22 protein-coding genes are annotated in these 23709 nt (G+C 71.0%); 9 read left to right on the top strand and 13 right to left on the bottom strand.

From position 1 onward, the window contains the following. Positions 1 to 75 precede the first annotated feature (75 nt). Positions 76 to 1083, bottom strand: coding sequence for an asparaginase (locus tag JO379_RS04615; protein ID WP_209514020.1), 1008 nt, complete (start codon positions 1081 to 1083; stop codon positions 76 to 78). Positions 1084 to 1240: 157 nt separating this feature from the next. Between JO379_RS04615 and JO379_RS04610 the strand changes: the two genes are divergently transcribed. From JO379_RS04610 to JO379_RS04590, 5 genes are all read left to right on the top strand, one after another. Then, positions 1241 to 1696, top strand: a complete 456-nt coding sequence (locus tag JO379_RS04610) for an Lrp/AsnC family transcriptional regulator (RefSeq protein ID WP_130880707.1) — start codon at positions 1241 to 1243, stop codon at positions 1694 to 1696. Positions 1697 to 1727: 31 nt separating this feature from the next. Further along, the gene (locus tag JO379_RS04605; protein ID WP_130880708.1) at positions 1728 to 2939 is read left to right on the top strand and encodes a cytochrome P450; all 1212 of its coding nucleotides are present in this window, start codon (positions 1728 to 1730) and stop codon (positions 2937 to 2939) included. 120 nt (positions 2940 to 3059) lie between these two features. Continuing rightward, the gene (locus JO379_RS04600) at positions 3060 to 3659 is read left to right on the top strand and encodes a 2'-5' RNA ligase family protein (RefSeq protein WP_130880709.1); all 600 of its coding nucleotides are present in this window, start codon (positions 3060 to 3062) and stop codon (positions 3657 to 3659) included. 180 nt (positions 3660 to 3839) lie between these two features. Continuing rightward, entirely contained in the window at positions 3840 to 4226 is a 387-nt protein-coding gene (locus tag JO379_RS04595) for a VOC family protein (RefSeq protein WP_130880710.1), read from the top strand. Between the two features lie 185 nt (positions 4227 to 4411). After that, complete coding sequence (locus JO379_RS04590; RefSeq protein WP_130880711.1) at positions 4412 to 4954, top strand: RICIN domain-containing protein; 543 nt, start codon at positions 4412 to 4414, stop codon at positions 4952 to 4954. Between the two features lie 114 nt (positions 4955 to 5068). Here the strand turns inward: JO379_RS04590 and JO379_RS04585 are convergent, their stop codons facing one another. Next, entirely contained in the window at positions 5069 to 6397 is a 1329-nt protein-coding gene (locus JO379_RS04585) for a YhgE/Pip domain-containing protein (protein ID WP_209514018.1), read from the bottom strand. A gap of 133 nt (positions 6398 to 6530) precedes the next feature. On the opposite strand from JO379_RS04585, the gene JO379_RS04580 reads away from it, so the two are divergent. Continuing rightward, positions 6531 to 7193: a MerR family transcriptional regulator gene (locus JO379_RS04580; RefSeq protein ID WP_209514016.1), complete on the top strand. Its 663-nt coding sequence runs from the start codon at positions 6531 to 6533 to the stop codon at positions 7191 to 7193. Positions 7194 to 7205: 12 nt separating this feature from the next. On the opposite strand, the gene JO379_RS04575 is transcribed toward JO379_RS04580, so the two are convergent. Beyond that, positions 7206 to 7754, bottom strand: a complete 549-nt coding sequence (locus JO379_RS04575; protein ID WP_130880714.1) for a hypothetical protein — start codon at positions 7752 to 7754, stop codon at positions 7206 to 7208. A gap of 75 nt (positions 7755 to 7829) precedes the next feature. Next, positions 7830 to 8834 carry a helix-turn-helix transcriptional regulator gene (locus JO379_RS33100; protein WP_245381377.1) on the bottom strand — a complete coding sequence of 335 codons (1005 nt, stop codon included), beginning with the start codon at positions 8832 to 8834 and terminating at the stop codon, positions 7830 to 7832. A 296-nt stretch (positions 8835 to 9130) separates the two neighbouring features. Between JO379_RS33100 and JO379_RS04565 the strand changes: the two genes are divergently transcribed. Beyond that, positions 9131 to 10324 carry a serine hydrolase domain-containing protein gene (locus JO379_RS04565; RefSeq protein WP_130880715.1) on the top strand — a complete coding sequence of 398 codons (1194 nt, stop codon included), beginning with the start codon at positions 9131 to 9133 and terminating at the stop codon, positions 10322 to 10324. Positions 10325 to 10342: 18 nt separating this feature from the next. On the opposite strand, the gene JO379_RS04560 is transcribed toward JO379_RS04565, so the two are convergent. Then, positions 10343 to 10762, bottom strand: a complete 420-nt coding sequence (locus tag JO379_RS04560; protein ID WP_245381376.1) for a hypothetical protein — start codon at positions 10760 to 10762, stop codon at positions 10343 to 10345. 258 nt (positions 10763 to 11020) lie between these two features. After that, positions 11021 to 11674 carry a maleylpyruvate isomerase N-terminal domain-containing protein gene (locus JO379_RS04555; protein ID WP_209514013.1) on the bottom strand — a complete coding sequence of 218 codons (654 nt, stop codon included), beginning with the start codon at positions 11672 to 11674 and terminating at the stop codon, positions 11021 to 11023. 169 nt (positions 11675 to 11843) lie between these two features. Here JO379_RS04555 and JO379_RS04550 point away from each other — a divergent pair, with 169 nt between their 5' ends. Beyond that, on the top strand, positions 11844 to 14606 hold the full coding sequence (locus JO379_RS04550) for a discoidin domain-containing protein (RefSeq protein ID WP_130880717.1): 2763 nt from the start codon (positions 11844 to 11846) through the stop codon (positions 14604 to 14606). Positions 14607 to 14738: 132 nt separating this feature from the next. On the opposite strand, the gene JO379_RS04545 is transcribed toward JO379_RS04550, so the two are convergent. Beyond that, positions 14739 to 15635 (bottom strand): alpha/beta hydrolase, encoded by an 897-nt coding sequence (locus tag JO379_RS04545; RefSeq protein WP_130880718.1) that lies wholly within the window; start codon positions 15633 to 15635, stop codon positions 14739 to 14741. A gap of 118 nt (positions 15636 to 15753) precedes the next feature. Here JO379_RS04545 and JO379_RS04540 point away from each other — a divergent pair, with 118 nt between their 5' ends. After that, entirely contained in the window at positions 15754 to 16788 is a 1035-nt protein-coding gene (locus JO379_RS04540; protein WP_130880719.1) for a helix-turn-helix domain-containing protein, read from the top strand. 57 nt (positions 16789 to 16845) lie between these two features. Here JO379_RS04540 and JO379_RS04535 read toward each other — a convergent pair whose 3' ends face one another. The 6 genes from JO379_RS04535 to JO379_RS04510 all read right to left on the bottom strand — a co-directional run bounded on the left by JO379_RS04535 (position 16846) and on the right by JO379_RS04510 (position 23561). Beyond that, a complete protein-coding gene (locus JO379_RS04535) occupies positions 16846 to 17538 on the bottom strand; it encodes an aspartate/glutamate racemase family protein (RefSeq protein ID WP_130880855.1) in 693 nt (230 codons plus the stop codon). A 106-nt stretch (positions 17539 to 17644) separates the two neighbouring features. Beyond that, positions 17645 to 18520 (bottom strand): alpha/beta fold hydrolase, encoded by an 876-nt coding sequence (locus JO379_RS04530; protein ID WP_209514011.1) that lies wholly within the window; start codon positions 18518 to 18520, stop codon positions 17645 to 17647. Beyond that, entirely contained in the window at positions 18517 to 20112 is a 1596-nt protein-coding gene (locus tag JO379_RS04525; RefSeq protein WP_209514009.1) for an ABC-F family ATP-binding cassette domain-containing protein, read from the bottom strand. Before JO379_RS04525 ends, JO379_RS04530 begins: the two co-directional genes overlap by 4 nt. Positions 20113 to 20271: 159 nt before the next feature. Next, positions 20272 to 21189 carry a class I SAM-dependent methyltransferase gene (locus JO379_RS04520; RefSeq protein ID WP_130880722.1) on the bottom strand — a complete coding sequence of 306 codons (918 nt, stop codon included), beginning with the start codon at positions 21187 to 21189 and terminating at the stop codon, positions 20272 to 20274. A gap of 52 nt (positions 21190 to 21241) precedes the next feature. Next, positions 21242 to 22216 carry a diiron oxygenase gene (locus JO379_RS04515; RefSeq protein WP_130880723.1) on the bottom strand — a complete coding sequence of 325 codons (975 nt, stop codon included), beginning with the start codon at positions 22214 to 22216 and terminating at the stop codon, positions 21242 to 21244. 145 nt (positions 22217 to 22361) lie between these two features. Continuing rightward, complete coding sequence (locus JO379_RS04510) at positions 22362 to 23561, bottom strand: MFS transporter (RefSeq protein ID WP_242626348.1); 1200 nt, start codon at positions 23559 to 23561, stop codon at positions 22362 to 22364. Between the last annotated feature and the right edge of the window lie 148 nt (positions 23562 to 23709).

Genomic DNA, 23709 nt, shown 5'->3' with positions numbered 1-23709 from the left:
GCGGGAGGGCTGGAGCGGGGGAGCGGGAAGGAACGGGGAAGAACGGGGAAGAACGGGGAAGAACGGGGAGGGGTGTCAGGCCCGGGCGCCTGTCGCTGCCGGCACGGCGCCGCCGAGCGCGTGGCGCAGCGCGTCGGCGCGTTCGGCCGGGTCGGTGGCGGAGAGGATCGCGGCGAGCACGGCGATCCGTGCCTGGCCGGCGCGCAGGGTGCCGGTGAGTACCGCTCCGGAGGCCGCGAGGTCCACGGCGCCGCCGTGGGTGTAGATCTCCGCGACCGGCCCGGCGGGCACGCGTGTGGTCACGGCGACGAGCACACCGCGGGCGACCGCCTCGCGGACCGCGCTGCTGATCTCGGGGGTGGCGTTGCCCGCTCCCGTCGCCACCAGGACGATGCCCTGGGCGCCCGCCTTCACGGCGGTCTCGAAGAACAGCGGATCGGCGTCGCAGTGGTGCATGACGATGTCGACGCGGGGCAGCGGCGTGGCGGCCGGGGGCAGGGGCAGCGGCGCCGGGCGACCGGGCCGCCGGAGGACGCGCACGCCGTCGGCCCCCATCTCCGCGACCGGGCTGCCGGAGGGGTCGGCGAACGCGTCGGCGGCCAGGGTCCGCACCTTCACCGTCCCGCGCGCGGCGTGCACCTGCCCGTCGAAGACCACCACGACACCGAGGTCACGCACCGAGGCCGCCGTCAGCAGCGCGTCGTGGAGGTTGCGCGGCCCGTCGCCGTCCGCCGCTCCGAAGGGGCGCTGGGCGCCGGTGAGCACCACCGGCCGGGGGTCGTCGTGATGGAGGTCGAGCAGGAAGGCGGACTCCTCCAGCGTGTCCGTGCCGTGCGTGACGACGATGCCGTCCACGGCGGGATCGGCCAGCACCTCGCGCACGGTGCGCAGCAGGGTCAGCTGTTGTGCGGTGGTGAGCCGGGCGCTGTTCACGCTCATCAGGTCGACGACCCGCACGGACAGGCCCGCGGGTACGACGGCCGTGGCCAGGACGTCCCCGCCCCGGGCTTCGGCGGCGAACCCGGACCCCTGCCAACGGCTGGCGATCGTCCCGCCCGTGCTGATGACGACGATCTGCTTCACGTCTGCTCGCTCCTCTGCCAGATGATCACTCCCGCGACGTGCGCACACCAGTTCGTGCGGGGCGGGGCGGGGCGGGAGCAACCATAGGACGATTCGCGCGCAATCGGGTCGCTGATTCGGGCGCTGAAGCCCCATGAGTGTGGTGGATAATTGCGCCGTGGATCAGATTGACAGGAATATCTTGCGTGAGCTCCAGGACGACGGTCGGCTGACCATCCAGGAACTGGCCCAACGGGTCGGCCTCACGTCCTCACCGTGCATGCGCCGCGTTCGCCAGCTCGAACAGGACGGCGTCATCCAGGGCTACCGGGCGGTCATCGATCCCGAAGCCGTCGAAAGGGGCTTCGAGGTCCTCGTCTCCGTCGAGGTCAAACGCGACCGGGGCGCGGTCGAGGCGTTCGAGGCGGCGCTCCAGGACATCCCCGACGTCATCGAGGCGTACCGCCTCTTCGGTAGCCCGGGCTGTCTGCTGCGCATCGCGGTCGCCGACATCACCGCTTACGAGCAGTTGTGGATCGAGCGCCTCACCACGCTGACCGGCATCACCGAAGTCAATTCGCAGATCATTATGAAACGGATCAAGACGCCGCAGGGCCTTCCGGTCGACCGCTGAAACCCACAACCCTCCCCGCTAGCATCCGCACATGGATGCGAACACCGGTTTCGACCCGTGGTCCCCCCGGTTCACCGCCGACCCCTACCCGGTGTACGAGCGGCTGCGGACCGCCGGACGAGTCCACTGGTTCGAGCCGAGCCGTCAGTGGCTGGTACCGCACCACGAGGACGTCCGGGCGCTGTTGCGCGACCGGCGGCTGGGCCGGACGTATCTCCACCGGTTCTCCCACGAGGACTTCGGGCGCCCCGGTCCCCCGGCGGCCCACGAGCCGTTCCACGTGCTCAACGGCAACGGCCTGCTGGACCTCGAACCGCCCGACCACACGCGCATCCGGCGCCTGGTGTCGAAGGCGTTCACCCCGCGCACGGTCGAGAATCTGGTGCCGGTCGTGGCACGGCTGGCGCGTGGGCTGGTGGACGGGCTGCTCGCTGAGGGCGGCGGGGATCTCATCGGCGCGCTCGCCGAGCCGCTGCCGGTGGCCGTCATCGCGGAGATGCTGGGCATCCCCGAGGCCGACCGGGGTCTGCTGCGGCCCTGGTCGGCGGCGATCTGCGGCATGTACGAGCTCAACCCGGACGAGGAGACTGCGCGCCGTGCCGTCCGCGCCTCCCTCGACTTCTCCGCCTACCTCCGTGAGCTGATCGCCGCTCGTCGCGCCCGCCCCGGCGACGACCTGATCACCGCGCTCGTCCACGCGCACGACGAAGGGGACCGGCTCACCGAACAGGAAATGGTCTCGACCTGCGTCCTGTTGCTCAACGCGGGCCACGAGGCCACCGTCAACGCCACGGGCAACGGCTGGTGGGCGCTCTTCCGCCACCCGGACCAGCTCGCCGCCCTGCGCACGGACCCCGGCCTCCTGCCGGGCGCGGTCGAGGAGCTCATGCGCTACGACACCCCGCTGCAGCTCTTCGAACGGTGGGTGCTGGACGACATCGAGATCGCCGGCACGGTCATCCCACGTGGCAGCGAGGTGGCCCTCCTCTTCGGCTCCGCCAACCGCGACCCCGCCCGGTTCCCCGACCCGGACCGTCTGGACGTCACCCGCGCGGACAACCCCCACCTCAGCCTGGGCGCCGGCATCCACTACTGTCTGGGCGCACCGCTCGCCCGCCTGGAACTCATCACCTCCTTCGGTGAACTGCTGCGGCGGTCGCCCCGGCTCCGGCTCACCGCGGAACCGGAGTGGAAGCCGGGTTTCGTGATCCGGGGGCTGCGGGAGCTTCTCGTCGCCTGCTGACGTCACCTCACCAGGCCGCGGCTGCACATGACATGACGATTCCCCCGTCCGGCCGGTGCCGGGCGCGACACGTTGCCCGCCGACCAGGGGAACGCGGAAGCGGTCCCGGACCATGGCCGTGTGGACGGGAACCGGGCTTTCGGCGGGGCTGAGCCGGTGGACGCGCTCGACGCGGCGCCGACGGCCCGGACAGCGGTGGCGTGGCTGCCGCCGCAGGAGCTCTGGCCGGCGATCCAGGACATCCGCTGGGAGCACGATCCGCAGGTACGCCGGTGGCCGCCGCATGTGAACCTGCTGTTCGGCTTCGTACCGGAGGAGGAGTTCGAGCGGGCTGTGCCGCTGCTGTCCGCCGGGGCGGCGGAGAGTGCGGCGTTCACGGCGCGTCTGGCGGGCGTGCGGTACTTCCGGCACCGGCACGACGCCACCATGTGGCTCGATCCGGCTGCGGCGGGCCCGGCGCCGTGGGACCGGCTCCACCGGGTGCTGGGGTCGCGCTTCCCGCTCTGCCGCGGGCGCGGCGGCCCCTTCACCCCGCATCTGTCCCTCGGCCGCACGCGGCAACCGCAGCGCCTGGCCGCCGAGTGCGGCGCCCGGCTCGGCTCGGTGTCGGCCGTGGTCGAGGAGGTGGTCCTGCTCTCCCGGCGGGGCGGGGAGCCCATGCGGTCCCGAGCCGTGATCACGCTGGGCACGGGTGAGGTCCACCGCTTGCCGGAGTGGTAGGGCGTGTCCCGTCGATCGGACGACGTCACAGCGCCCCACCTGGTAAACAGGGCGTCACACCTGTGGTGCCGGCTGTCGTGGAGTGTCCTGTTCGGAATGTGCGGACGGCCGGTGACCAGACTCGGAGCCCTCGGGTTTGTCGTGATCCGATGGCTCAGGCCGATGCGTCGGAGAGCACCCATGAAGATCCACCTGACCAGCGTCTTCGTCGAAGACCAGAGCAGGGCCCTGCGCTTCTACACCGACGTGCTGGGCTTCGTGAAGAAGCACGACGTCGCGGTGGGCGAGGACCGGTGGCTGACCGTGGTCTCGCCGGAAGACCCCGACGGGACCGAATTGCTGCTCGAGCCCTCCGGCCATCCCGCGGCGCGGCCGTACATGACGGCGCTGGTAAAGGACGGCATCCCGGCTATCTCCTTCTCCGTGGACGACGTGCGTGCGGAGTTCGACCGGCTGCGGGAGCACGGGGTGCGCTTCACCCAGGAGCCGGTGGAGGCGGGCACGGTCACCACCGCGGTCCTGGACGACACCTGCGGCAATCTGGTCCAGATCATGCAGGGCGGGTAAGGGCCCCGGGCACCATTGGCTTCCCGCCAAGTTGCCGGGGGGTCGTTCGGCGGCTCCCCTTCCCCGCCCGGGGTCGGTAGCCTGCGGCGTGGCCGGAGCCCGTTCGACGGGCCCCGGAGCGCACGGCATGTACGGCTCGTGACCCATGCACTCGCGTCGAACGACGGATACGACGGAGGGGACACATGAAGTCGCACTATCGCCTGCCGGGAATCCTGGCGGCCGCCGCAGCAACGCTCGTCACGTCGGGGATCGCCGACGCGTCCGCCGCGGCCCCGGACAGCAGGCCCGGCCCGAGCGGTGCCACCGCCTACGGCTGGGTACGCAACGCGAACAGCGCCCACTGCCTGGCCGTTCCCGGTGGCAGTACCGAGAACGGCATCGGGCTGATCCAGTGGGGCTGTGGCAACTGGCGGGATCACTACTGGCAGTTCGAGTACGCCTTCAACAGCGGAGGCCGTAGCTACTACCGCCTGCGAAACCTCAACAGCCAGCAGTGCCTCGCCGTACCGGGCGGCAGCACGAACGCGGGCACCCAGGTCATCCAGTGGCCCTGCGGCACCTGGAAGGACCACTACTGGGGCGTCGAGTACACCAACCGGGGCACGCGCCTGGTGAACTGGAACAGCGGCCAGTGCCTGGCCATCCCCGGGGCCAGCCGCGTTCAGGGGGAGAAGGCCATCCAATGGCCCTGCGGCACCTGGGCGGACCACTACTGGAACATCTGAGTTCCCGTACCCGCCTCTCCACAGGTGCACCGACGACGACGTGCCCGGCGAATCCACTTCGCCGGGCACGTCCCGTTGCGGTGCACGAGGGGTGTTGTGTCGTGCCTACGGCCTTCAGGCCGTCGCAGGTGCCGGTGTGGTCTCGGCGGACTCGTCACCCTCGGCGGAATCCGCGGACGCAGGGTGGGGGATGCGGTGCAGGCCCTTGCGGTCGTAGAAGCGGGTGACGCCGAAGCCGAAGAGGACGGAGACGACCAGGGCGATGCCCATGGAGATCCAGGCGCGGGTGAGGCCGGCGTCGGCCTGGGCGTCGTAGTAGAGGATGGCGCGCAGGCCCCCGGTGATCTGCCGCAGCGGCTCGAACGCCGCGAGCGCGCGGAAGAAGTCCGGCAGTGCCTGCAGCGGGACGGTCGCGCCGGACGAGGGGACGGCCATGGCGACGAAGATGATGGCCGAGAGCAGCATGCCGGGCGTACCGAAGACGGAGAGCAGTGCCAGCGCGCTCACGCCGACGACCGCGATGGTGCCCACGGAGTAGAGCCAGAGCAGACCGAGATGGGAGGCGTCCATGTCGAGGATGCCGACCGTGGCGGCCTGGACGAGCGAACCCATGACGACCGAGAGGCCGAGCATGAGGACGGTGCCGATGGCCAGCGTGCGCACCCGGCTCGTGTGCTGGACGGGCATGCGCTGACGGAAGGGCCCGAAGTCGGTGTGCACATAGCCGAGGGCGGTGTCGACCTGCGAGCTGATCGCGTTGGCACCGAGCATGCCGCAGACGACCAGGACCAGCGCGTAGTAGAAGGCGCTCAGACCCATGGCGCTGTGCGAGCCGACCGGGTGGCCGTCGGCGACCTCCACGGTCGCGGGGTCGGCGAGCATCAGCTGGGCGGCCGGAGCGAGCTTGGCCCCCTGGCTCTTCGCGCGGTCGAGGAGGTCCTTGCCGATCTGGGCGGAGGCGGCGTGGGCGGCCTTCTGGGCCGCCTGGCTCGCCATGGAGGAACCGATGCTGCCGGCCGACTGGTTGGTCAGCACCGTCAGGGCCGGCCGGACGGCCTGCTTCTGCTTCGGGTTGGTCAGCCCCGTCACCGAGGCGGTGAAGTCCTTCGGCACGACGAGCGCGCCGAAGACCTTGCCCTGGCCCAGCCGCTTGTCGGCTTCCTGCCGGCTGAGGACCTGCCATTCGGTGCTTCGGTTGTCCCCGGCCTTCTTCTCGATGCCGGAGACGATCTGGTCGCCGAGGTTGGTGTGCTTGCCGCCCGCGTCGGCGCCGCGGTCGCTGTTGACCAGGGCGACCGGCAGGTCGCGCAGATTGCCCTTGGGGTCCACGTTGCCACCCACATAGAGCAGGGCGAACAAGGTGGAGACCACCGCGAGGATGAGGCCCGAGCCGATCCACAGCCGCGGGCTGCGGAGCGCGGAGGAGGGCTGAGGGGAAGGCATGACTTCTCCGAGACGATTACATAGAGTAGCTAGATACTTCAGGTATCCAGCTACTGGATAGTGGCAGTATCTTCCTTGGGTGTCCAGTCGTTCACCGGCGGATGCCCGGCCGCACCACCAGCGAGGACGCCGCATGAAGATCTCGGAGCTCAGCCGCAGGACCGGCGTGCCGGTCGCCAGCATCAAGTACTTCCGGCGGGAAGGCCTGCTGCCCGCCGGCAGGGCGACGGCTGCGACGCTGGCCGAGTACGGGGAGGAGCACGTCCAGCGCCTGCGGCTGATCAAGGCGCTCACCACCCTCGGCGGCCTGTCCATCGCCGCCACCCGCGACGTCCTGGCCACGGTCGACCAGGCCGAGAACACCGACAAGACCCTCCAGGCGATCAGCTACGCCCTGCCCGTCCCCGTCACGGCGGCCTCGGCCGGAGACGCCGACCGGGACGCGGCGGCCGAGTCGGCTGCCGCGGCGGACGTCATGGGCCTGATCGCGGCCATGGACTGGCAGGTCCCCGGCACCTCCCCCCACGTCCGGGGGCTGATGACCGCGCTCCGGGAGCTCAGGCGGCTCGACGCGGACTACCGGCCGGAAAGGCTCGTCGCCTACGCGGAACTGGCCCATTCCATCGCCCGCCTGGATCTCGAACGCGCGGCAGCCTTCGACGACTCGCCGGCCCTGGCCGAACAGGCGGTCATCGTCCTCGCCCTCTCCGGCCCCATGCTCGAACTGCTGCGACGGCTGGCCCAGGAGGACCAGGTCCGCCGCCGGGCCGCGGGCGGCCACCCCGACGCCGAGTGATCACCAGCCTGCTCAGGGCAGCGGCTTCCGCGTGGTGACGTAGCTGAACGGCGCGGAGACCCCGGCGCTGTGGTGACCGGCCGCCGCGAGGGCCAGACCCAGCCGCTCACGGGGTTTGAGATACAGGTCCGCGGTGGCGTGGAGGGCACCGAGGGCGAATTCGTCCCCGCATCCCACGGCCGCGTATCCGTCGGCGGGCTCGGCTATCTGGTAGTCCCCGTAGACGGCGAACAGACGGCTGTGCACACCGACGAGAAACGTCCCGGCCTGCTCCTGCTCGGAGTCCTTGCGTGCCCAGCCGCCGTCCTTGAGGCACTTGCGCAGCTTGTCGACGAAGACAGTGGCCATGAACCGGTCCAAGTCGCCCCGGGGCTTGGGTGCCTTGAACGCGTGGTGCAGCAGCTGTCCCATGCGGAAGCTGGTGGTGAAACCCATGACGTAGGGCCCGTTGCGGAAGAGCTTCGGATCCCGGCGGACGGTGAGCCGCAGGCCGGCGACACCGGCCGAGTCCCCGCCCAGATGCACCCGCCCGTTGTGCACGAGCCCGACGATCACGGTCATGCTCTCTCCCTCCGCTGTACCGACCTCTCGATACTGCGCCCGGGGAAGCGGGCGGAAACGCGGCGGGAACAGGGATCAGGACGCCGGTTCGAGGCCCCAGGCGACGGCTCGTCCCGCCGCGGCGGCACGGTTGGGGACGTCGAGCTTGGTGAGGATGTGCTCGATGTGCGTGGCGACCGTGCGCGGGCCGATGAAGAGCCGGTCGGCGATCTCACGGTTGGTCCGCCCCTGGGTGAGCTCCGCCAGTACTTCCAGCTCGCGCGGGGAGAGCGCCGAGGGGCGGGCGACGGTACGGCACACCGCGACCGTCCCGGCGTCCTGGCGGGTCAGGTGCAGTTCGAGGGTCCACTGCCGGTACGGCACCAGCACGGTGGCCGGCGCCCCCCGCCGGGCGGCCGTCCGCCGCACCAGGGCCGCCAGCGGGGAGCCGGCGTCGGTCAGACCGGGCAGGGGCTCGCCGCTCAGCACGACCGGGGCGGTGTCCGCGTCCCGCGGCACGAGTACGGCGCAGGAACCGGCCACGGCGTCGCCGGGCCCGCCGGGACCTCCGGAGGAGCGGGGCCCGAGCAGCGGGTCGGTAACGGCCGCCAGACACTCGCCCAGCAAGGTCATCACAGCCCGGACGGCCGGCCGGTCGCACCGCTTCCGGGTGGTGCTGACATTGAGCATGCCCACGTATCTGCCATCCGCGGCGAACAGGCACTGGGCCACGCCGTCCTCGACACCCAGCGGATCGAGGACGGCCTGGAGGCCCGTCGAGGTCCGTCGCACCGGGCCGGGCACATCGCGCCACCAGCGCGTGGTGTCCGCCGAGTACCGGATCAGCGAGAAGCCGGGGTCGTCGTGCAGGCTGTTTTCGATGTACCGGGTGGCACCGGCCGGGTAGCTGCCGGCCAGGGTGAGGTGACGGCGGCGCAGCGGATCCCACCGGGACAGCGACGCGTGGTCGTGGTCGATCACTGCGGACAGTGCGGTGAGGACGGTGTCCGCGCCCCCGGTGCCGCACACGGCGCGGCGCGCGGCCTCCCGTACGTGGAGGGCGGCGCTCAGCACGTCCGTCGTGCTCTGCTTCGCTGTCATCCGTTCAGCATGATCACCCGGTGAGGGGTGGTCAAACCGGGGTCACACCGGGGGCCGAGCGGGGGCGAGCGGGGCCGGGCGGGGGCGAGCGGGACCCAGGACCACGGTCCTGGACGCGTCGCGGCCAAGGCCCCAGGGCCCCGGCGCGGATCATCCGTTGCCCGGACGCTGTCCGGCTCCTCGGCGTGATGGTCTGGAGACCGGCCGGGATCCCCCGGTAGCGGATCCCGCATACGCGAGCCGGACGCCTTCGGTCTTCCGACGCGTCCAGCACGCCGATCCAGGAGAGTTCACTGATGTCCGACCGTTCTCAGCAGTCCCGGCGTCCGCGCACCACATCCCTGTCCAGGCCCCGGCGGGCGGTCACGGCGGTGGCGGTGATGGCGGCCGCCCTGGCGGTGGCCGGCACGCTGCCCTCGTCCGCGGCGCAGTCCCAGGGCCCGCGCGATGCCGTACGCACGGGCATGGAGCGCCTGGTGACCGACGACAAGTTCCCCGCCGCCCTGGTGGCCACCGTCGACCGCGACGGACGCACCCGTGACTACACCGCCGGGGTCGCGGACGTGAGGACCAAGGCGAAGGTGCCGGTCGACGGGCAGGTGCGGGCGGGCAGCAACACCAAGACGTTCACCGCCACGGTCATTCTGCAACTGGTCGGCGAGGGCAAGGTCCGGCTCGACGCCCCCGTCGAGAGGTACCTGCCCGGCCTGATACGCGGCGAAGGCATCGACGGCCATGACATCAAGGTTCGTCAGCTGCTTCAGCACACCAGCGGACTGCCCAACTACACCGACTACATCCTGGAGTCGGTCTTCGGCAAGGACCGTCACCGGTACTACCAGCCCCGCGAACTGCTCGACATCGCCCTGGCGCACAAGGCGCGCTTCGCCCCCGGCACCAAGTGGGAGTACAGCAACACCAACTACCACGTGGCCGGGATGATCATCGAGAAGGTCACCGGCCGTCCGCTCGCCGAACAGATCACCCAGCGGGTCATCGACCGCATCGGCCTGCGCCACACCTACTTCCCCGCAGTGGGCGACGAGAACATCCGCGAAGCCCACCCCAAGGGATATCACTCGGCCGAGCCCGGCGCACCGCTGAAGGACATCACGAAGACGGACCCGTCCTGGATGTGGTCCGCCGGACAGCTGATCTCCACCCCCGGTGACCTCAACCGCTTCTTCTCCGCCCTGCTCGGCGGCAAGCTGCTGGCGCCCGCGCAGCTCGCCCAGATGCGTACCACCGTCAAGATCCCCGGCGGTCCCGGAGCCGGCCAGGGCTACGGACTGGGGCTGATCCGCACGCCCCTGAGCTGCGGTGGGGTGGCGTGGGGGCACGGCGGTGACACCCCCGGCTACCACTCGTACCCCGGCGTCACCGAGGACGGCCGCGCCGCCACGATCGTCGTCACCGCCAACATGGCGCCCACCGCGAAGGGCTTCACCGGTGTCGAGGCTCTCCTCGACACCGCCCTGTGCGGGAAGTAGCCGCGCCGCGACGACCGATCACTTTCCCGGCACCGCGTTTCCGGGCCGGTTCAAGCGCTCGGCCAGAAAACCCAGGATCTCGTCCCTGGCCCTCCGGGTGGGATGTCCCTCCTCGTCGACGAGGTGGGCGGTGACGACGCTGTGCGGGGTTGCGACCACCTCGCGGAAGAACGGAGGTGGTGCGGTGTTGGCGGAACCGACCGGAAGGACGCGGCCGTCGAAGGCGTCGCCGAGGAGAGCCCGGTAGGCGGCGAAGCGCCGGCCGGTGCACCAACGGTCGTTGTCGAAGCGGTAGGCGAGGACCTTCAGACCGTCGCGTGTGACGCGGTCCCGGACCGTGCGCGCGCCCTCGTCGCTGATCCCGAGTCCGGCGGGATCGTCCAGCGGCAGGGACGGGTGGTTGACCACGGGCGCGATGACGGCCGGTTCCATCGCCATCGTGAGCGCGAAGTTGCCGGTGAAGCACAGCCCGATCGCGCCGACTCCCGGACCGCCGCATTCGGCGTGGACCCGGCGCGCGAGCCCGCGCAGCCATGTGGTGACGGGACTGGTACCGCCGCCGGCGAACGCACGGAACTCGGCGCTGACGCAGGCGCGACGGGGCCGCTCTCTTCGCCCGGCACACCGGGCAACGCCCCAGGGACTACCGCGCGGCCTTCCGGCGCGATGCCGGCTGATGGCGTTCTCGCCTGACGATCAGCCGAGGACGAAGGGGAGTTCCGCGGCCGACTCGCCCAGTTCGGCCTTCTCCGCTCCGGACGGGGCACGCCGTCCGGTGCCGATCAGCAACGCGTCCTTGTCGGAGAACGACGGAGGGAACGCCGTACCGGCGATCCGCTCCAGCATTTCGCGTGACCGGGCGAGCCCCTCGGCGGGCGGTTCCGCCGCGTCCGGGAGGTGCGCGATCAGGTCGAGGTGGTGCAGCGTCCACTCCAGGACGTACGCGGAGAGGTAGTCGCCCGCGGTGAGCACCTGGCCGCGGGTGCCGACCCGGGCCGCGGGGTCCGCGAGCCCGGCGGCGCGGCCGGCGGCGGAACCGACGTCGTCGAGATGGAACTTCAGCAGCCCCGGCTCTTCGTACGCGGCGGCCAGGCGGACGATCAGCGCGTCGAGCGGATCGTCGCCGGTCGGCGCCTCGACGATGTCCCAGTACGTCACCGCGTCCCGGGTCGGTTCCGAATCGGCGGGGGTGGCCAGGGTGATCAGGACGTCCTGGGCGTCGATGACCAGATGACACACCAAGTCCCGTACGAGCCAGCCGGTGCAGCCGGACGGCCGCGCGAAGTCCTCGTCCGGGAGTTCGGCCACGGCTGTGCGCAACGCCGCCCAAGAGCGTGAGAAGAGGTCCACGGCCGCAAGGTAGCAGCGTCCGGCCCTCGCCCGCAGGCGCGGGTCATGTCGGCCCTTGGGCTCCGCGTAGCCTTCGAGAACCTTACGAATATCCAAGACTGTTGACGTTTATCGTTCACAAAATTTATGGTCTCGGGACTCTCGCAGGAGATCAAGACGACGGAGACCAATGACGCCCTCTCCCGACGCGCGGTCGCGCCCCGCCCGCCTGTCCGCACTGCTGATCGCCGGGGTGCTCGTCGCCTCGGTGCCGCCCGCGGCCGCCGTACAGGCGCCACCACCCCCCACCGCCGAGCGTCCCCCCACCACCGCCTCCCCGACCGGCAGTTGCCGGACGGGCGACGGCTGGACACTCGAGAACACCCGTATCAACACCGACGACACCCACCACGCGTATGTGGGCAACGGCTACCTGGGACAGCGCGTACCGCCCAACGGCGCCGGCTACACCGGCAGTGACGCCAAGACCGGCTGGCCGCTGTTCACCCCGAGCTACGACGGCTCGTTCGTCTCCGGGCTCTACGCGCACAACCAGCAGACCGCCGGAGACCGGCAGGCCGTAGCGGCCCTGCCGACGTGGTCCGCGCTCACCGTCGGCACGGGCGGAGAACACGGGGATACGTTCAACTCTTTGACGAAAGCGGGCCGAATATCCCAGTATCGCCAGACACTCTTCCTGCACTGCGGCATCGTCCGGACCTCCCTGACCTGGACCGCCGTCGACGGCCGGAAGACCGACCTGGTCTATGAGGTGCTGGCCGACCGCAACGACCCCCACGTGGGTGCCGTGCGGCTGAGCATGACGCCGCGCTGGAGCGGTGAAGCAACCGTCACCGACCGGCTCGACGGGCGCGGCGCCCGGCGCGTCCGGCAGACCGGCGGTGGTGATCGCACCGGTGGGGCCGGCCGGGACGGCCGCACCATGGATGTGGCCTTCCGTACCGACGGCACGGACACCGACGGCGCTGTCGCCTCCACTCTGCGGGCAGGGCACGGCGTACGGACGGCCGGAACCCGACGCGCCGATGACGCCCGCGACATGAGCGCGCGGCAGTCCCTCACCTTCCCCGTCCGCAAGGGGCACGCGTACGAAATCACCAAGTACGTGGGCGTCGACACCGCGCTGACCTCGCAGTCGCCCCGCCGGGACGCCACCGCCGCCTCACAGCGCGCCGCCCGGCGCGGCTGGGACAGGCTGCTGCGCGCCCACGCCGCTACCTGGGCCCGGCTGTGGCGCGCCGACATCGAGGTGCCGGGACAGCGCGAACTGCAGGCATGGGCGCGCTCCGCGCGGTACGGACTGCTGTCCAGCACCCGTGAGGGCGCCGCCAACAGCGTCAGCCCGGCCGGGCTGACCAGCGACAACTACGCGGGTCTCGTGTTCTGGGACGCCGAGACCTGGATGTACCCGGCCCTGCTGGCCACCGCACCCGAACTCGCCAGGACAGTCGTCGATTACCGCTACCGGACCCTCCCCGGCGCCCGGGAGAACGCCCGCAAGCTCGGCTACCAGGGGCTCTTCTACCCGTGGAACAGCGGCAGCAAGGGCGACCTGGCCCGGGAGTGCCACAGTGTGGACCCGCCTCACTGCCGCACCCAGATCCACCTCCAGTCCGACATCTCCCTCGCCACGTGGCAGTACTACCTCGCCACCGGCGACACCGACTGGCTCCGCGAGCGCGGCTGGCCGGTACTGAAGGGCATAGCCGAGTTCTGGGCCGGGCGCGTCCACCGCAACGCGGACGGCAGCTACTCCATCAAGGACACCGCTGGCCCCGACGAGTACAGCAACGGCGTCGACGACGCGGTCTTCACCAACGCCGGCGCCGTCACCGCGCTGCGCCATGCCACCCGCGCCGCGCGACTGCTCGGCGAGCGCGCCCCGGGGGAGTGGACGGCGGTCGCCGACCGGATCAGGATCCCGTACGACGCGCGACGCAAGGTCTTCCAGCAGTACGACGGCTACCGGGGCAGCAAAATAAAGCAGGCCGACACGGTACTGCTGATGTACCCCCTGGAGTGGCGGATGCCGGAGGGCGCCGCGGCCCGCACCCTCGACTACTACGCCCAGCGGACCGACCCCGACGGGCCCGCCATGACGGACTCGGTCCACGCCATCGCCGCCGCCGGGACGGGTGAGCCAGGCTGCTCGACGTACACCTATCTGCAACGCTCCATCAGGCCGTTCGTCCGCGGCCCGTTCGCCCAGTTCTCGGAGGCCCGCGGCGACAAGGCGGGTGCCGAGGACCCGCTGGCCGGCTCGCCCGCGCACGACTTCCTCACCGGCAAGGGCGGCTTCCTGCAGATCTTCACCAACGGCCTGACCGGCATGCGGATGCGCGAGGACCGGCTCCACCTCGACCCGATGCTGCCCCCGCAACTCAGCGGCGACGGCGTCACCCTGCGCGGTCTGCGCTGGCAGGGCCGCACCTACGACATCGAGCTGGGCTCCCGTCACACCACTGTCCGGCTCACCGACGGCCGGCCCATGACCCTCGACACCCCGCAGGGCGCAAAGGTGGTCACCAAGGCCGCTCCGGCCGTTCTCCAGACCCGCCGCCCCGACCTCGCTCCCACCGGCAACCTGGCCCGCTGTACCACCGTCACCGCCTCGTCCGAGGAACCCGGCCTGTACGCGGACGCCGCTGTCGACGGCAACCCGGCCACGGCCTGGGTTCCGGACGGACGGAGCGGCAGCCTCACCAATGACCTCGGCAAGCCCGTGCGCGTCACCGAGGTCCGCCCCACCTGGAGCGGTCCGGCACCGGCCTCGTTCGATGTGCGGCTGTCCCTCGACGGACGGCACTGGCGCGATGCCCCTGCCGGCGCGGACGCGGGCACGCCCGTCTCCGCTCGGTACGTACGAGTGGTGGTGCGCGGTGATGCCGCCGCCAAGTCCCGCACAGGCATCGCCGAACTCACGGTCTCGTAGCGACCGGAAGCGGAACGCCGGCGAGTACCGACCGGCTCGACTCGGGGTCTTTCCTCCGTGTCTCCCGGCTGCTCCGGACGGATCCGGTGGGTCGCGGCCGGGAGCCGGCCGGCCCGGTCGGCCGCGGCCACCTCACCCGGCCAGGGCACGGCGCAGGGCCGCGGCGAGCCCGGTCATCTGCCGCTGCGACACGTCGGCGGACAGGATGGCCTGCGAGCCGTGGAACGTGCCGGGCCACTGGTGCAGCTCGACCGACACGCCCGCTTGCAGCAGGCGCAGCGCGTAGGCGATGTCTTCGTCGCGGTTCGGGCAGAGCTCCGCGGTGGCGATGTAGGCCGGTGGCAGGCCGGACAGGTCGGTGGCCCGGGACGGGGCGGCGTACGGCGTGGCGGGCGCGGAGCCCAGGTAGTGCCGCCACGATGCGGCGACGTTGTCGCGAGTCGCCCAGGGCGTGTCGGTGAAGTTCCGACGTGACCAGGTCTCCTCCCGGTCGTCGAGGGAGGCCTCGTTGAGCAGTTGGAAGCGGATCGGCGGCCCGTGCTGGTCCCGGGCCCGCAACGCCACCGCGGCCGCAAGGTTCCCGCCGGCACTGTGGCCGCCGACCGCGATCCGCTCCGGGTCGACGCCGAGCTCGGCCGCGTGTTCGGCCGTCCAGGCCAGCACGGCGTAGGCGTCGTCCAGGGCGGCCGGGAACCGGTGCTCGGGAGCCAGACGGTATTCCACCGACACGACCACGGCCCCGGAGAGGGCCGCGACCCGACTGGCCCACGGGTGCTCGGTGTCGAGGTCACCCATGATCCGTCCGCCGCCGTGCAGCCAGACGACGGCACCTTGTGCCCCGTGCGGGCGGTAGACCCGCACCGGCACCTCCGGATCGGCGGGCACCGTGCGGTCCTCGATCTCCATGCCCGTGGTGTCGGGCGCGGGCCTCGTGGCGGCCAGCTCGGCGTACATCGTGCGTGCGGCGACCGGGTCGCTCATGTCTTCTCGGGGGAGCAGCGGGAGAAATGCCTCGAGTTCGGGATCCATGCCGGTCATCCTGACGGTCGTCGCCCGTCCGGATCAGCCGACGTTCGTCGGGCATCCCGCCCCGATCACGCACCGGTCGGCGCCTCCCTCCTGCCGGGGAGGGCCCTATCCTCCTGGCATGGAGGCACTGGCCGTACGGCTGTCGCAATTGGACTCGGAAGCGGAAGGCGTGGTCCGTGTCGTCATGTTCTACGACACGTTGATGCGCCGACGGGTGGATCTCCCGGCGCTCGCCCGGGCATCGGCGGGCCTGGCCGCGTGCGTGGCCGGGATCCGGCTCCACAGCACGGGGCGGGCGATCCGGATCGCGCCCGACGGCAGGGAAACGTCCGCGCCGCAGCCACCCGCGTCCACCACGATGCCGATCACCCTCGACGAGGAGGAGATCGGCACGGTGTGGCTCGAACGCCCCGGCGCGCCCGGCCCCCTCGACGAGCTGCTGCTGGACCGGCTCGCCCTCGCCGCCGGGGCGGTCGTCGAGCGGTACGGCCCGGCCCGCACCACGATGGCCGACCCCGCCCTCCTCGAGCTGGTGATCAGCTCCGACAGCGACGAGGCGGCCAGAGCCCGGGCGCTACGGCTCCTGGGCTTCGCCGCCGACCTGCCGGTCCATGTCGTCGCCGTACGGTCGCGGCTGCCGCTCGACCGGCTCGGCGGCCTGGTCTGCCCGGGCCGCCCGGTGAAGGCGGCACCGCTCGCCGATGTGGGCGTCATCCTCGCCACCACCGTCGACCCGGCACGGTTGCCGGCAGGCGTACACGCGGGCATCGGCGCCGCCGCAAGCCCCGACCGGTCGTGGCGGGAAGCACGCACCGCCCTCCGCTTCACCACCCCACGCCGGCCGGTCGTCCACTACGCCGGCCTGGGGGCGCTGGCACTGCTCGCGGAGGTCCCCCGGGACGTCGCGCGGGACAACGCCGACGTGGCCGCGATCGCCCGGATGGCCGCCAACCCGGAAGACCTGGAGACTCTGGACGCCTATTGCGCCACCGGCTCCCTGCGCCGGGCCGCCGACGTGCTCCATCTGCACCACAGCAGCGTCGCCCGTCGGCTGGAACAGATCGGAAGGACGCTGGGCGTCGAACTCACCGCGCCCGCCGGGCTGATACGTGCCGAGCTGGCCCTCACCGCGTGGCGGCTGCTCAACGACTGAGGAAGGGCGTCCGGTCCCCGGTCCGCCGGCCGCCGCGGCCGCGGCGGCCGGCCGTCCTCACCGCGCCAGGGCCGCGTCGACCGCTGCCTCGGCGTGCAGGCGTGCGGTGGGGAAGACCGGGACGGGGCTGTCCTCGGGGCCGATGAGGAGCTCGATCTCGGTGCACCCCAGGATGATGCCCTCGGCGCCCTCGGCGACGAGGTCCTCGACGACCCGGCGGTAGGCCGCACGCGACGCGTCGCGGACGACGCCCAGGCAGAGTTCCTCGTAGATCACCCGGTGCACGAGCGCGCGTCCCTCGGTGTCCGGGACGCGGACGTCGAGGCCGCCCGCCGCGAGACGGCCCCGGTAGAAGTCCTGCTCCATGGTGAACGCGGTCCCCAGCAAGCCCACCCGGCGCAGCCCCGCGGCGCGGACCGCGGCCGCGGTGGTGTCCGCGAGGTGCAGCAGCGGGACCGAGACCGCCGCCTCGACGGAGTCCGCGACCTTGTGCATGGTGTTGGTGCAGATGAGCAGTAGATCGGCGCCGGCCGCCTCCAACGACCGGGCGGCGGCGGCCAGTAGCTCGCCGGCCTCCGCCCATCGGCCCTGGACCTGCAACTGCTCGATCTCCGCGAAGTCCACGGAGTGGAGCACGCAGCGGGCCGAGTGCAGACCGCCGAGCCGCTCCCGCGTCCGCTCGTTCAGGATCCGGTAGTACTCCGCCGTCGACTCCCAGCTCATCCCACCGATCAGCCCGATCGTCCGCATGCCCGTGCTCACGCCCATGTCCCCGCTCCTCGTGCGTCATGACCTGCGCACACCATAAGGCAGAGGGTGGGTAGTTCACATCTCCATAAGGATTGCTTTGAGCTCTTCATGTGACCAGTGAGCGCAGGATGGGCTCGGCATGGGTCCACAGCAGCATGCCGCCCGCCTCGGCGACGACATGGCGGCGCGCGGTGGGGAGGGCGTCGGCGAGGGCGGTGCTCAGGCCGGGGGAGTGGAACACGCTGGTGTCCTGTTCGCCGTACCAGAGGTCGACCGGGGTCGTGATGGCCGTCGTGTCGAACGGCCAGCGCCCCATGGTCAGTACGGTGTCCCGCGCGTAGCCGGCCGGGCCCCGGGCGAAGCCCTCGGTGATGGCCCGGCGGTACGCGGCCGCGAAGACGGGCTGCCGGAAGACCGCGCGGTCGGGTTCGGCGCAGCCGGTCGTCACCAGGGCCCACATCGCGTCCGCGTCGGCCGAGGCCGCGAAGGCGGCCTCGGCGGCCGACGGATCGGCCGCCACGGCCTCCACCATGCTCCGCACCCCGGGTGCGAGGGCGTCGGCCAGCTCCGGCGCGGCCGGTTCGCCGCTGCCCGAGACGATCGACGCCCCCGTCACCACGCCGCGCGCCGCGCAGGCGAGCGCGAAGGGCGCCCCTTGCGAATACCCCACCACGCGCAGCCCGTCGAGGCCGCGCGCCGCCGCGAGGCTGCGCACGTCGTCGGGCCAGTCGTGCAGGGTCCGCCCGGGGGCGGGGTCGGAGGCGCCGAGACCCGGGCGGTCCACCGAGACCAGGCGGACGCCCAGCGCGTCCACCGCGTCCGCGCCGAAGCCCAGCCACCGGCTCGTGGCCCCGCCCGGGCACAGCAGCACCGGGAGCCCGTCGGCCGGGCCCCACTCCGCCCAGGCCAGCATGCGGCCGTCCGGCAGACGGGTGCGGCCGAGCCGTTCGGGAGGCGCGATGCCCACGGGCCCCGAGGTCATGCGAGAGCCACGAGGTCGGCGTAGTCCGCGCCCCAGAGGTCCTCCACGCCGTCCGGGAGCAGGATGATGCGTTCGGGCTGGAGGGCCTCGACGGCCCCTTCGTCGTGGGTGACGAGGATGACCGCGCCCTTGTAGGTGCGCAGGGCGCCGAGGATCTCCTCGCGGCTGGCGGGGTCGAGGTTGTTGGTGGGCTCGTCGAGCAGCAGGACGTTGGCGGAGGAGACGACCAGGGTGGCCAGGGCCAGCCGGGTCTTCTCGCCGCCGGAGAGGACGCCTGCCGGCTTGTCGGCATCGTCGCCGGAGAAGAGGAACGAGCCGAGCACCTTGCGGATCTCGACCAGATCCATGCCGGGGGCCGCCGAGCGCATGTTCTCCAGGACGGTGCGGTCACCGTCGAGGGTCTCGTGCTCCTGGGCGTAGTAGCCGCGCTTGAGGCCGTGGCCCTCGATGACCTGCCCGGTGTCCGGCTTGTCGACACCGGCGAGCAGGCGCAGCAGGGTGGTCTTGCCGGCGCCGTTGAGGCCGAGGATGACGACGCGGGAGCCCTTGTCGATGGCCAGGTCGACGTCGGTGAAGATCTCCAGCGAGCCGTAGGACTTGGAGAGGCCCTCCGCCATCAGCGGGGTCTTGCCGCAGGGCGCGGGCTCGGGGAAGCGCAGCTTGGCGACCTTGTCGGAGCGGCGCTCGGGCTCCAGGTCGCTCAGCAGCTTCTCGGCGCGGCGGGCCATGTTCTGGGCGGCGACCGCCTTGGTGCCGGCGCGCAGCTTGTTCGCCTGGTAACTGAGCGCGGCCGCCTTCTTCTCGGCGTTGGCCCGCTCGCGCTTGCGGCGGCGCTCATCGGCGGCACGCTGGGCCTGGTACTGCTTCCAGCCCATGTTGTAGACATCGACGGCAGCGCGGTTGGCGTCGAGGTGGAACACCTTGTTGACCACGGTCTCGACCAGGTCGATGTCGTGCGAGATGACGACGAAGCCGCCCTGGTAGGACTTGAGGAAGTCGCGCAACCACAGGATGGAGTCCGCGTCCAGGTGGTTCGTCGGCTCGTCCAGCAGGAGGATGTCCGCGCCGGAGAAGAGGATGCGGGCCAGCTCCACACGGCGGCGCTGGCCGCCGGAGAGGGTGTGCAGCGGCTGCTCCATGATCCGGTCGGGCAGGCCCAGGCTGGCGGCGATGGTGGCCGCCTCGGCCTCGGCCGCGTAGCCGCCCCGGGCGAGGAACTCGGTGTCCAGCCGCTCGTACTTCTTCATCGCCTTCTCGCGCGTCGCGCCCCGGCCGGTGGCGATGCGTTCCTGGCACTCGCGGATCGAGCGGAGCACGGTGTCCAGGCCGCGGGCGGACAGCACGCGGTCGAGCGCCAGCATGTCCAGGTCGCCGGTGCGCGGGTCCTGCGGCAGGTAGCCGACGTCGCCGGAGCGGGTGACGGTGCCGTCCGCGGGCATGCCTTCACCGGAGAGGACCTTGGTGAGGGTGGTCTTGCCGGCGCCGTTGCGACCGACCAGGCCGATGCGGTCGCCCTTGGCGATGCGGAAGGACGCCGACTCGATGAGGACGCGGGCGCCTGCGCGCAGTTCGAGACCGGTGGCGGTGATCATGAGAAGTGGGGCTCCAAGGCCGTAGTTCGGGGGTGGTGCGGTGTTCGCGGGCCGGCATGGCGGGGCCGGCGGGGGCCGGTGTGCTCGCGAGGACCGCCCGCAGCGCGCGGGCGGGCCCCTCCCGCCACCGGCTCCCGAGGGCCCGTCAGGCCGCGGACGTCACTTGACCGCGGTGATGATGGGCAGGACGCCGTGGTCGTTGTAGCGGACCGCGTGCACGGTGAAGCCGGCGGCTTCGAGCTGGCCGCGCACCTCGTCCTCGCTGGAGAAGTTCAGATAGGTCACCTGGACGATGTCGCCCATGATGGACAGCTCCCGGCGCAGGTCCGCCTCGGGGATGTCGTACTTCTCCCAGGCCGCGGCGTGCTCGGGCGCCACCCACGGCGGCGGGGGCGGCGGGGTGAGGAAGCTGAGCAGCAGCCGGCCGCCGGGGCGCAGTGCCTGGTGGAAGCTGCGGTACAGATCGGTCAGCCGCTGCGGGTCCGACTCGTACATGTTCAGACCGTTGCTGACGATCAGATCGAACTCGCCGTCCACACCGAGCTTCCAGGCGTCGCGCACCTCGAAGGCGGTGTGCTCGGACAGCCCGTGCTCCGCCGCGTTCTGCCGGGCGTAGCCGATGGACTCCTCGTCGATGTCGATGCCGACGAGCCTGAACTTCTCGACGCCGCGGTAGTCCTGCTGCAGCAGGTCGTCCATCACCCCGCAGGGCACGGACGCCAGGGTCGCCCCTTCGGTGACGGAGCCGGCGATCTCCTCCTTGAAGCGGTGGAAGCGCTCGCGGGCCTGGCACAACAGGGAGTTGTTGAGCAGCCAGTGCTCCATCGGCGTGGTGGGGCCGGCCGGGGTGTTGCGGAAGATGTACGAGGTCCAGTAGCCGTTGAGGCCCCGGTTGTGCAGCAGGAAACGGCCGAGCTCGAACTGCTGGAGCTGGTCGAGGATGTCCAGGGTCTCGTCGAGCGGCAGCACGAGCTGGTCCGCCCGGCGGAGCCGCTGCTCGATCTCCGCCGCGATCTCCTTGGTCCTGGCGTCGTCGGCGATCCGGGTGCCGGTGTGGTGCGAAATCGTGGATGTCATCGGTATTTCCTCAAGTGTTCCTTGGCCGGGTGGGACAGGGACGGGGCGGGAGTCAGACGGTCCAGCCGATCCGGGCGAAGCTGTCGCGGACGGCGGGGTGGCCGAGCATTCCCGCGTTGCCCAGAGCCCGCAGGACGTTCTTGACGATCGGCACGTCCGGGGTGATCTCGAAGCCCGCGTAGAGGGCCTCGACGGACTTCCGCGCCTGCTGGCGGTCACCGACGACGGAGTCGAGCAGCTCGATGTTGAAGAGCTTCTCCGACTCCACGGAGAGATAGAGCGTGGTGAACTCGGCCAGGTGCGTGCCGATCGCCTCGCGGTAGTCCTCGGGGATCTCCGCCCACAGATACGTCATCAGGTCGTAGAAGAACGCGTAGTGCCGGGACTCGTCGTTCATGTGGTCGTTGACGTAGTACTTGATCGACGGGTGGACGCCGGGGCTGTTGAAGAATTCGACGAGTTCCCGCACGAGCGTGGTCTCGAAGCAGCAGTTGGCGAGGATTTCGAAGATGTCGTGGTACTTGGGGTCGAGCTTCTTCTTGATCTCGACGACCGCGCGCTGCGAGTCCGATATCGGGTGGTCGATCGTCTTCAGGTGCGGGTAGTGGTTCCGCAGCTGGAGGATCATGTCCTGGGCGATGTAGACGTGGTAGTACTCGTCGATGATCACCGAGTGGGTGTTGAGCTTCGTCTCGGCGGAGAACTCGACCGGAAGATCCGCGTAGAGGATCTTCGAGCAGGCCGAGACGATTTCCTTGATCTCCAGGTTCACGATGTCGTGCAGATACTTGTAGAAGGACTGCACAAGGATCTCGTCCTTGCCCGCCCGGTCCAGCGAGGCGACCTCGTCGGCCAGCAGCAGCGGCTGCTTGTCCTCGGGGAAGAAGAAGCCCTCCTGCGTGAAATCGATGGTCTTGCGCGGGCGGGTGCGGACGGAAGCACGCGATTCCCACCTGGCGACGTACTCCGAGGTCAGGCTGGGCAGCTTCCGGTCGGCTTCGGTGTTCTCCTGGCCGATGACGCTCATGACGGTCTCTTTCCGGGCGCGGGGCATGCCGGAGCAGCCCCGCGCCCTCGGTGCGTGGGCGTCCGTGCGGCGGCGACCGGGCGTCGCCGCCGTGCTGACGGAAGGGGAAAGGAACGAAAGGGTTGGGGAAGGTGCGGCGGACGGTTCAGCCGGTTTCGGCGACCGCTTCGGCCGCCACCCCGTCCGGGGCCGGCTTGGGCTTGAGGAAGGCCAGGGACGCGGCGACGGCCACGGCGGCGGCCATCACCCCGGCGGTCACGATGGAGTCGCCGGTGAACAGGCTGCTGGCGATGCCCGTGAGCAGCGTGACGAGCAGCGCCCGTCCGCTCATGGTGAGCGAGGAAGCCGCGCCCTGGAGCTCGGGGAAGACGGCCATGGAGCGCCCGAAGACGACCGGGTAGACCGTGGCGAAGCCGATGCAGAAGACGGCGATCGGGCCGGTGGTCGCCCAGGCGCCCTCACCGAACGCCAGGAACAGGGCGATGCCGGCGACCGTGACGGCGATACTGCAGACCACGGTGCGCTCGGGACCGCCCAGCAGGGTGACGACCTTCGAGGCGAGGAGGCTCGCCACGGCGAAGGAGGCCACGACGATCAGCAGATGACCGGCGAACTCCACGGTGGACAGGCCGAAGGTGTCCGTGTAGAGGAAGGAGCTGGCCGCGATGAAGACCATGTACGCGGCGAACAGCAGGCTGGGGACGAGCGACGCCGCGATGAATTCCTTGCTCGACAGGAGCTTGCGGTAGTCGCCGGCGACCTTCTTGACGCTGACCTTCTCCAGCTCGCCCTTCGTCTCGGGCAGGAAGAACATCATCAGCAGCAGCGACGCCAGGGTGATGGCGAATACCGTCGCGTAGTTGCCGCGCCAGCCGATCGCCCGGTTGATCAGACCGCCCAGCGCCGGTGCCGCCGTCATGAAGGCGGACATCGCGGCATTGGTGAGCCCGAACATCTTGAACAGTTGGTTGCCCCGGTAGACATCGCCGATGATGACGAAGACCAGGACCACCGACGTGCTCGCCCCCACGCCCTGGACGAGCCGGGACGCGAGCAGGAACTCGATGCTCGGTGCCACCGCGCAGCCCAGTGCGCCGATGAGCATGATCGTGTTGCCGATCAGCATGACCTTGCGCCGGCCGAACCGGTCCGACAAGGGGCCGTAGGCCAGGGCGCCCAGGCAGTAGCCGAAGAAGTTGTACGTGATCGTCAGCTGTACCGAGGACCCGGAGGTGTCGAGGGCCTCGGCGATGTCCGGGAAGCTCGGCACGGACATGTCGAGTTCCATGATCGTGCCGATGAGGGTGATGACGAGCAGGGCAGGCAGAAATCTGTGTTTGTTCATGGCCTCATGTGGGACGGACCTGAAGGGAAAGGGACTGCGGACACGCCGAGCCGAGTCCTGCCGCGGTCGGCAGGACTCAGCGATGCGCCGGCACCGGTCTTCGGACCAAGGGCCACCAGATGGCGTGGGCGTTCAGAGGCCTGCGGCT

Origin of the sequence: Streptomyces syringium (assembly GCF_017876625.1) — a bacterium.
Lineage (GTDB): Bacteria > Actinomycetota > Actinomycetes > Streptomycetales > Streptomycetaceae > Streptomyces > Streptomyces syringius.
Note: the sequence above shows the minus strand (reverse complement) of the source record. Positions and strands in the feature narration are given on the sequence as shown.

Bases quoted from the DNA above. Each gene is read 5' to 3' on its own strand.
- JO379_RS04605 (WP_130880708.1), top strand. From the start codon at position 1,728: ATGGATGCGAACACCGGTTTCGACCCGTGGTCCCCCCGGTTCACCGCC.
- JO379_RS04595 (WP_130880710.1), top strand. From the start codon at position 3,840: ATGAAGATCCACCTGACCAGCGTCTTCGTCGAAGACCAGAGCAGGGCC.
- JO379_RS04590 (WP_130880711.1), top strand. From the start codon at position 4,412: ATGAAGTCGCACTATCGCCTGCCGGGAATCCTGGCGGCCGCCGCAGCA.
- JO379_RS04585 (WP_209514018.1), bottom strand. From the start codon at position 6,397: ATGCCTTCCCCTCAGCCCTCCTCCGCGCTCCGCAGCCCGCGGCTGTGG.
- JO379_RS04580 (WP_209514016.1), top strand. From the start codon at position 6,531: ATGAAGATCTCGGAGCTCAGCCGCAGGACCGGCGTGCCGGTCGCCAGC.
- JO379_RS04575 (WP_130880714.1), bottom strand. From the start codon at position 7,754: ATGACCGTGATCGTCGGGCTCGTGCACAACGGGCGGGTGCATCTGGGC.
- JO379_RS33100 (WP_245381377.1), bottom strand. From the start codon at position 8,834: ATGACAGCGAAGCAGAGCACGACGGACGTGCTGAGCGCCGCCCTCCAC.
- JO379_RS04565 (WP_130880715.1), top strand. From the start codon at position 9,131: ATGTCCGACCGTTCTCAGCAGTCCCGGCGTCCGCGCACCACATCCCTG.
- JO379_RS04560 (WP_245381376.1), bottom strand. From the start codon at position 10,762: ATGGCGATGGAACCGGCCGTCATCGCGCCCGTGGTCAACCACCCGTCC.
- JO379_RS04550 (WP_130880717.1), top strand. From the start codon at position 11,844: ATGACGCCCTCTCCCGACGCGCGGTCGCGCCCCGCCCGCCTGTCCGCA.
- JO379_RS04545 (WP_130880718.1), bottom strand. From the start codon at position 15,635: ATGGATCCCGAACTCGAGGCATTTCTCCCGCTGCTCCCCCGAGAAGAC.
- JO379_RS04540 (WP_130880719.1), top strand. From the start codon at position 15,754: ATGGAGGCACTGGCCGTACGGCTGTCGCAATTGGACTCGGAAGCGGAA.
- JO379_RS04535 (WP_130880855.1), bottom strand. From the start codon at position 17,538: ATGCGGACGATCGGGCTGATCGGTGGGATGAGCTGGGAGTCGACGGCG.
- JO379_RS04530 (WP_209514011.1), bottom strand. From the start codon at position 18,520: ATGACCTCGGGGCCCGTGGGCATCGCGCCTCCCGAACGGCTCGGCCGC.
- JO379_RS04525 (WP_209514009.1), bottom strand. From the start codon at position 20,112: ATGATCACCGCCACCGGTCTCGAACTGCGCGCAGGCGCCCGCGTCCTC.
- JO379_RS04520 (WP_130880722.1), bottom strand. From the start codon at position 21,189: ATGACATCCACGATTTCGCACCACACCGGCACCCGGATCGCCGACGAC.
- JO379_RS04515 (WP_130880723.1), bottom strand. From the start codon at position 22,216: ATGAGCGTCATCGGCCAGGAGAACACCGAAGCCGACCGGAAGCTGCCC.
- JO379_RS04510 (WP_242626348.1), bottom strand. From the start codon at position 23,561: ATGAACAAACACAGATTTCTGCCTGCCCTGCTCGTCATCACCCTCATC.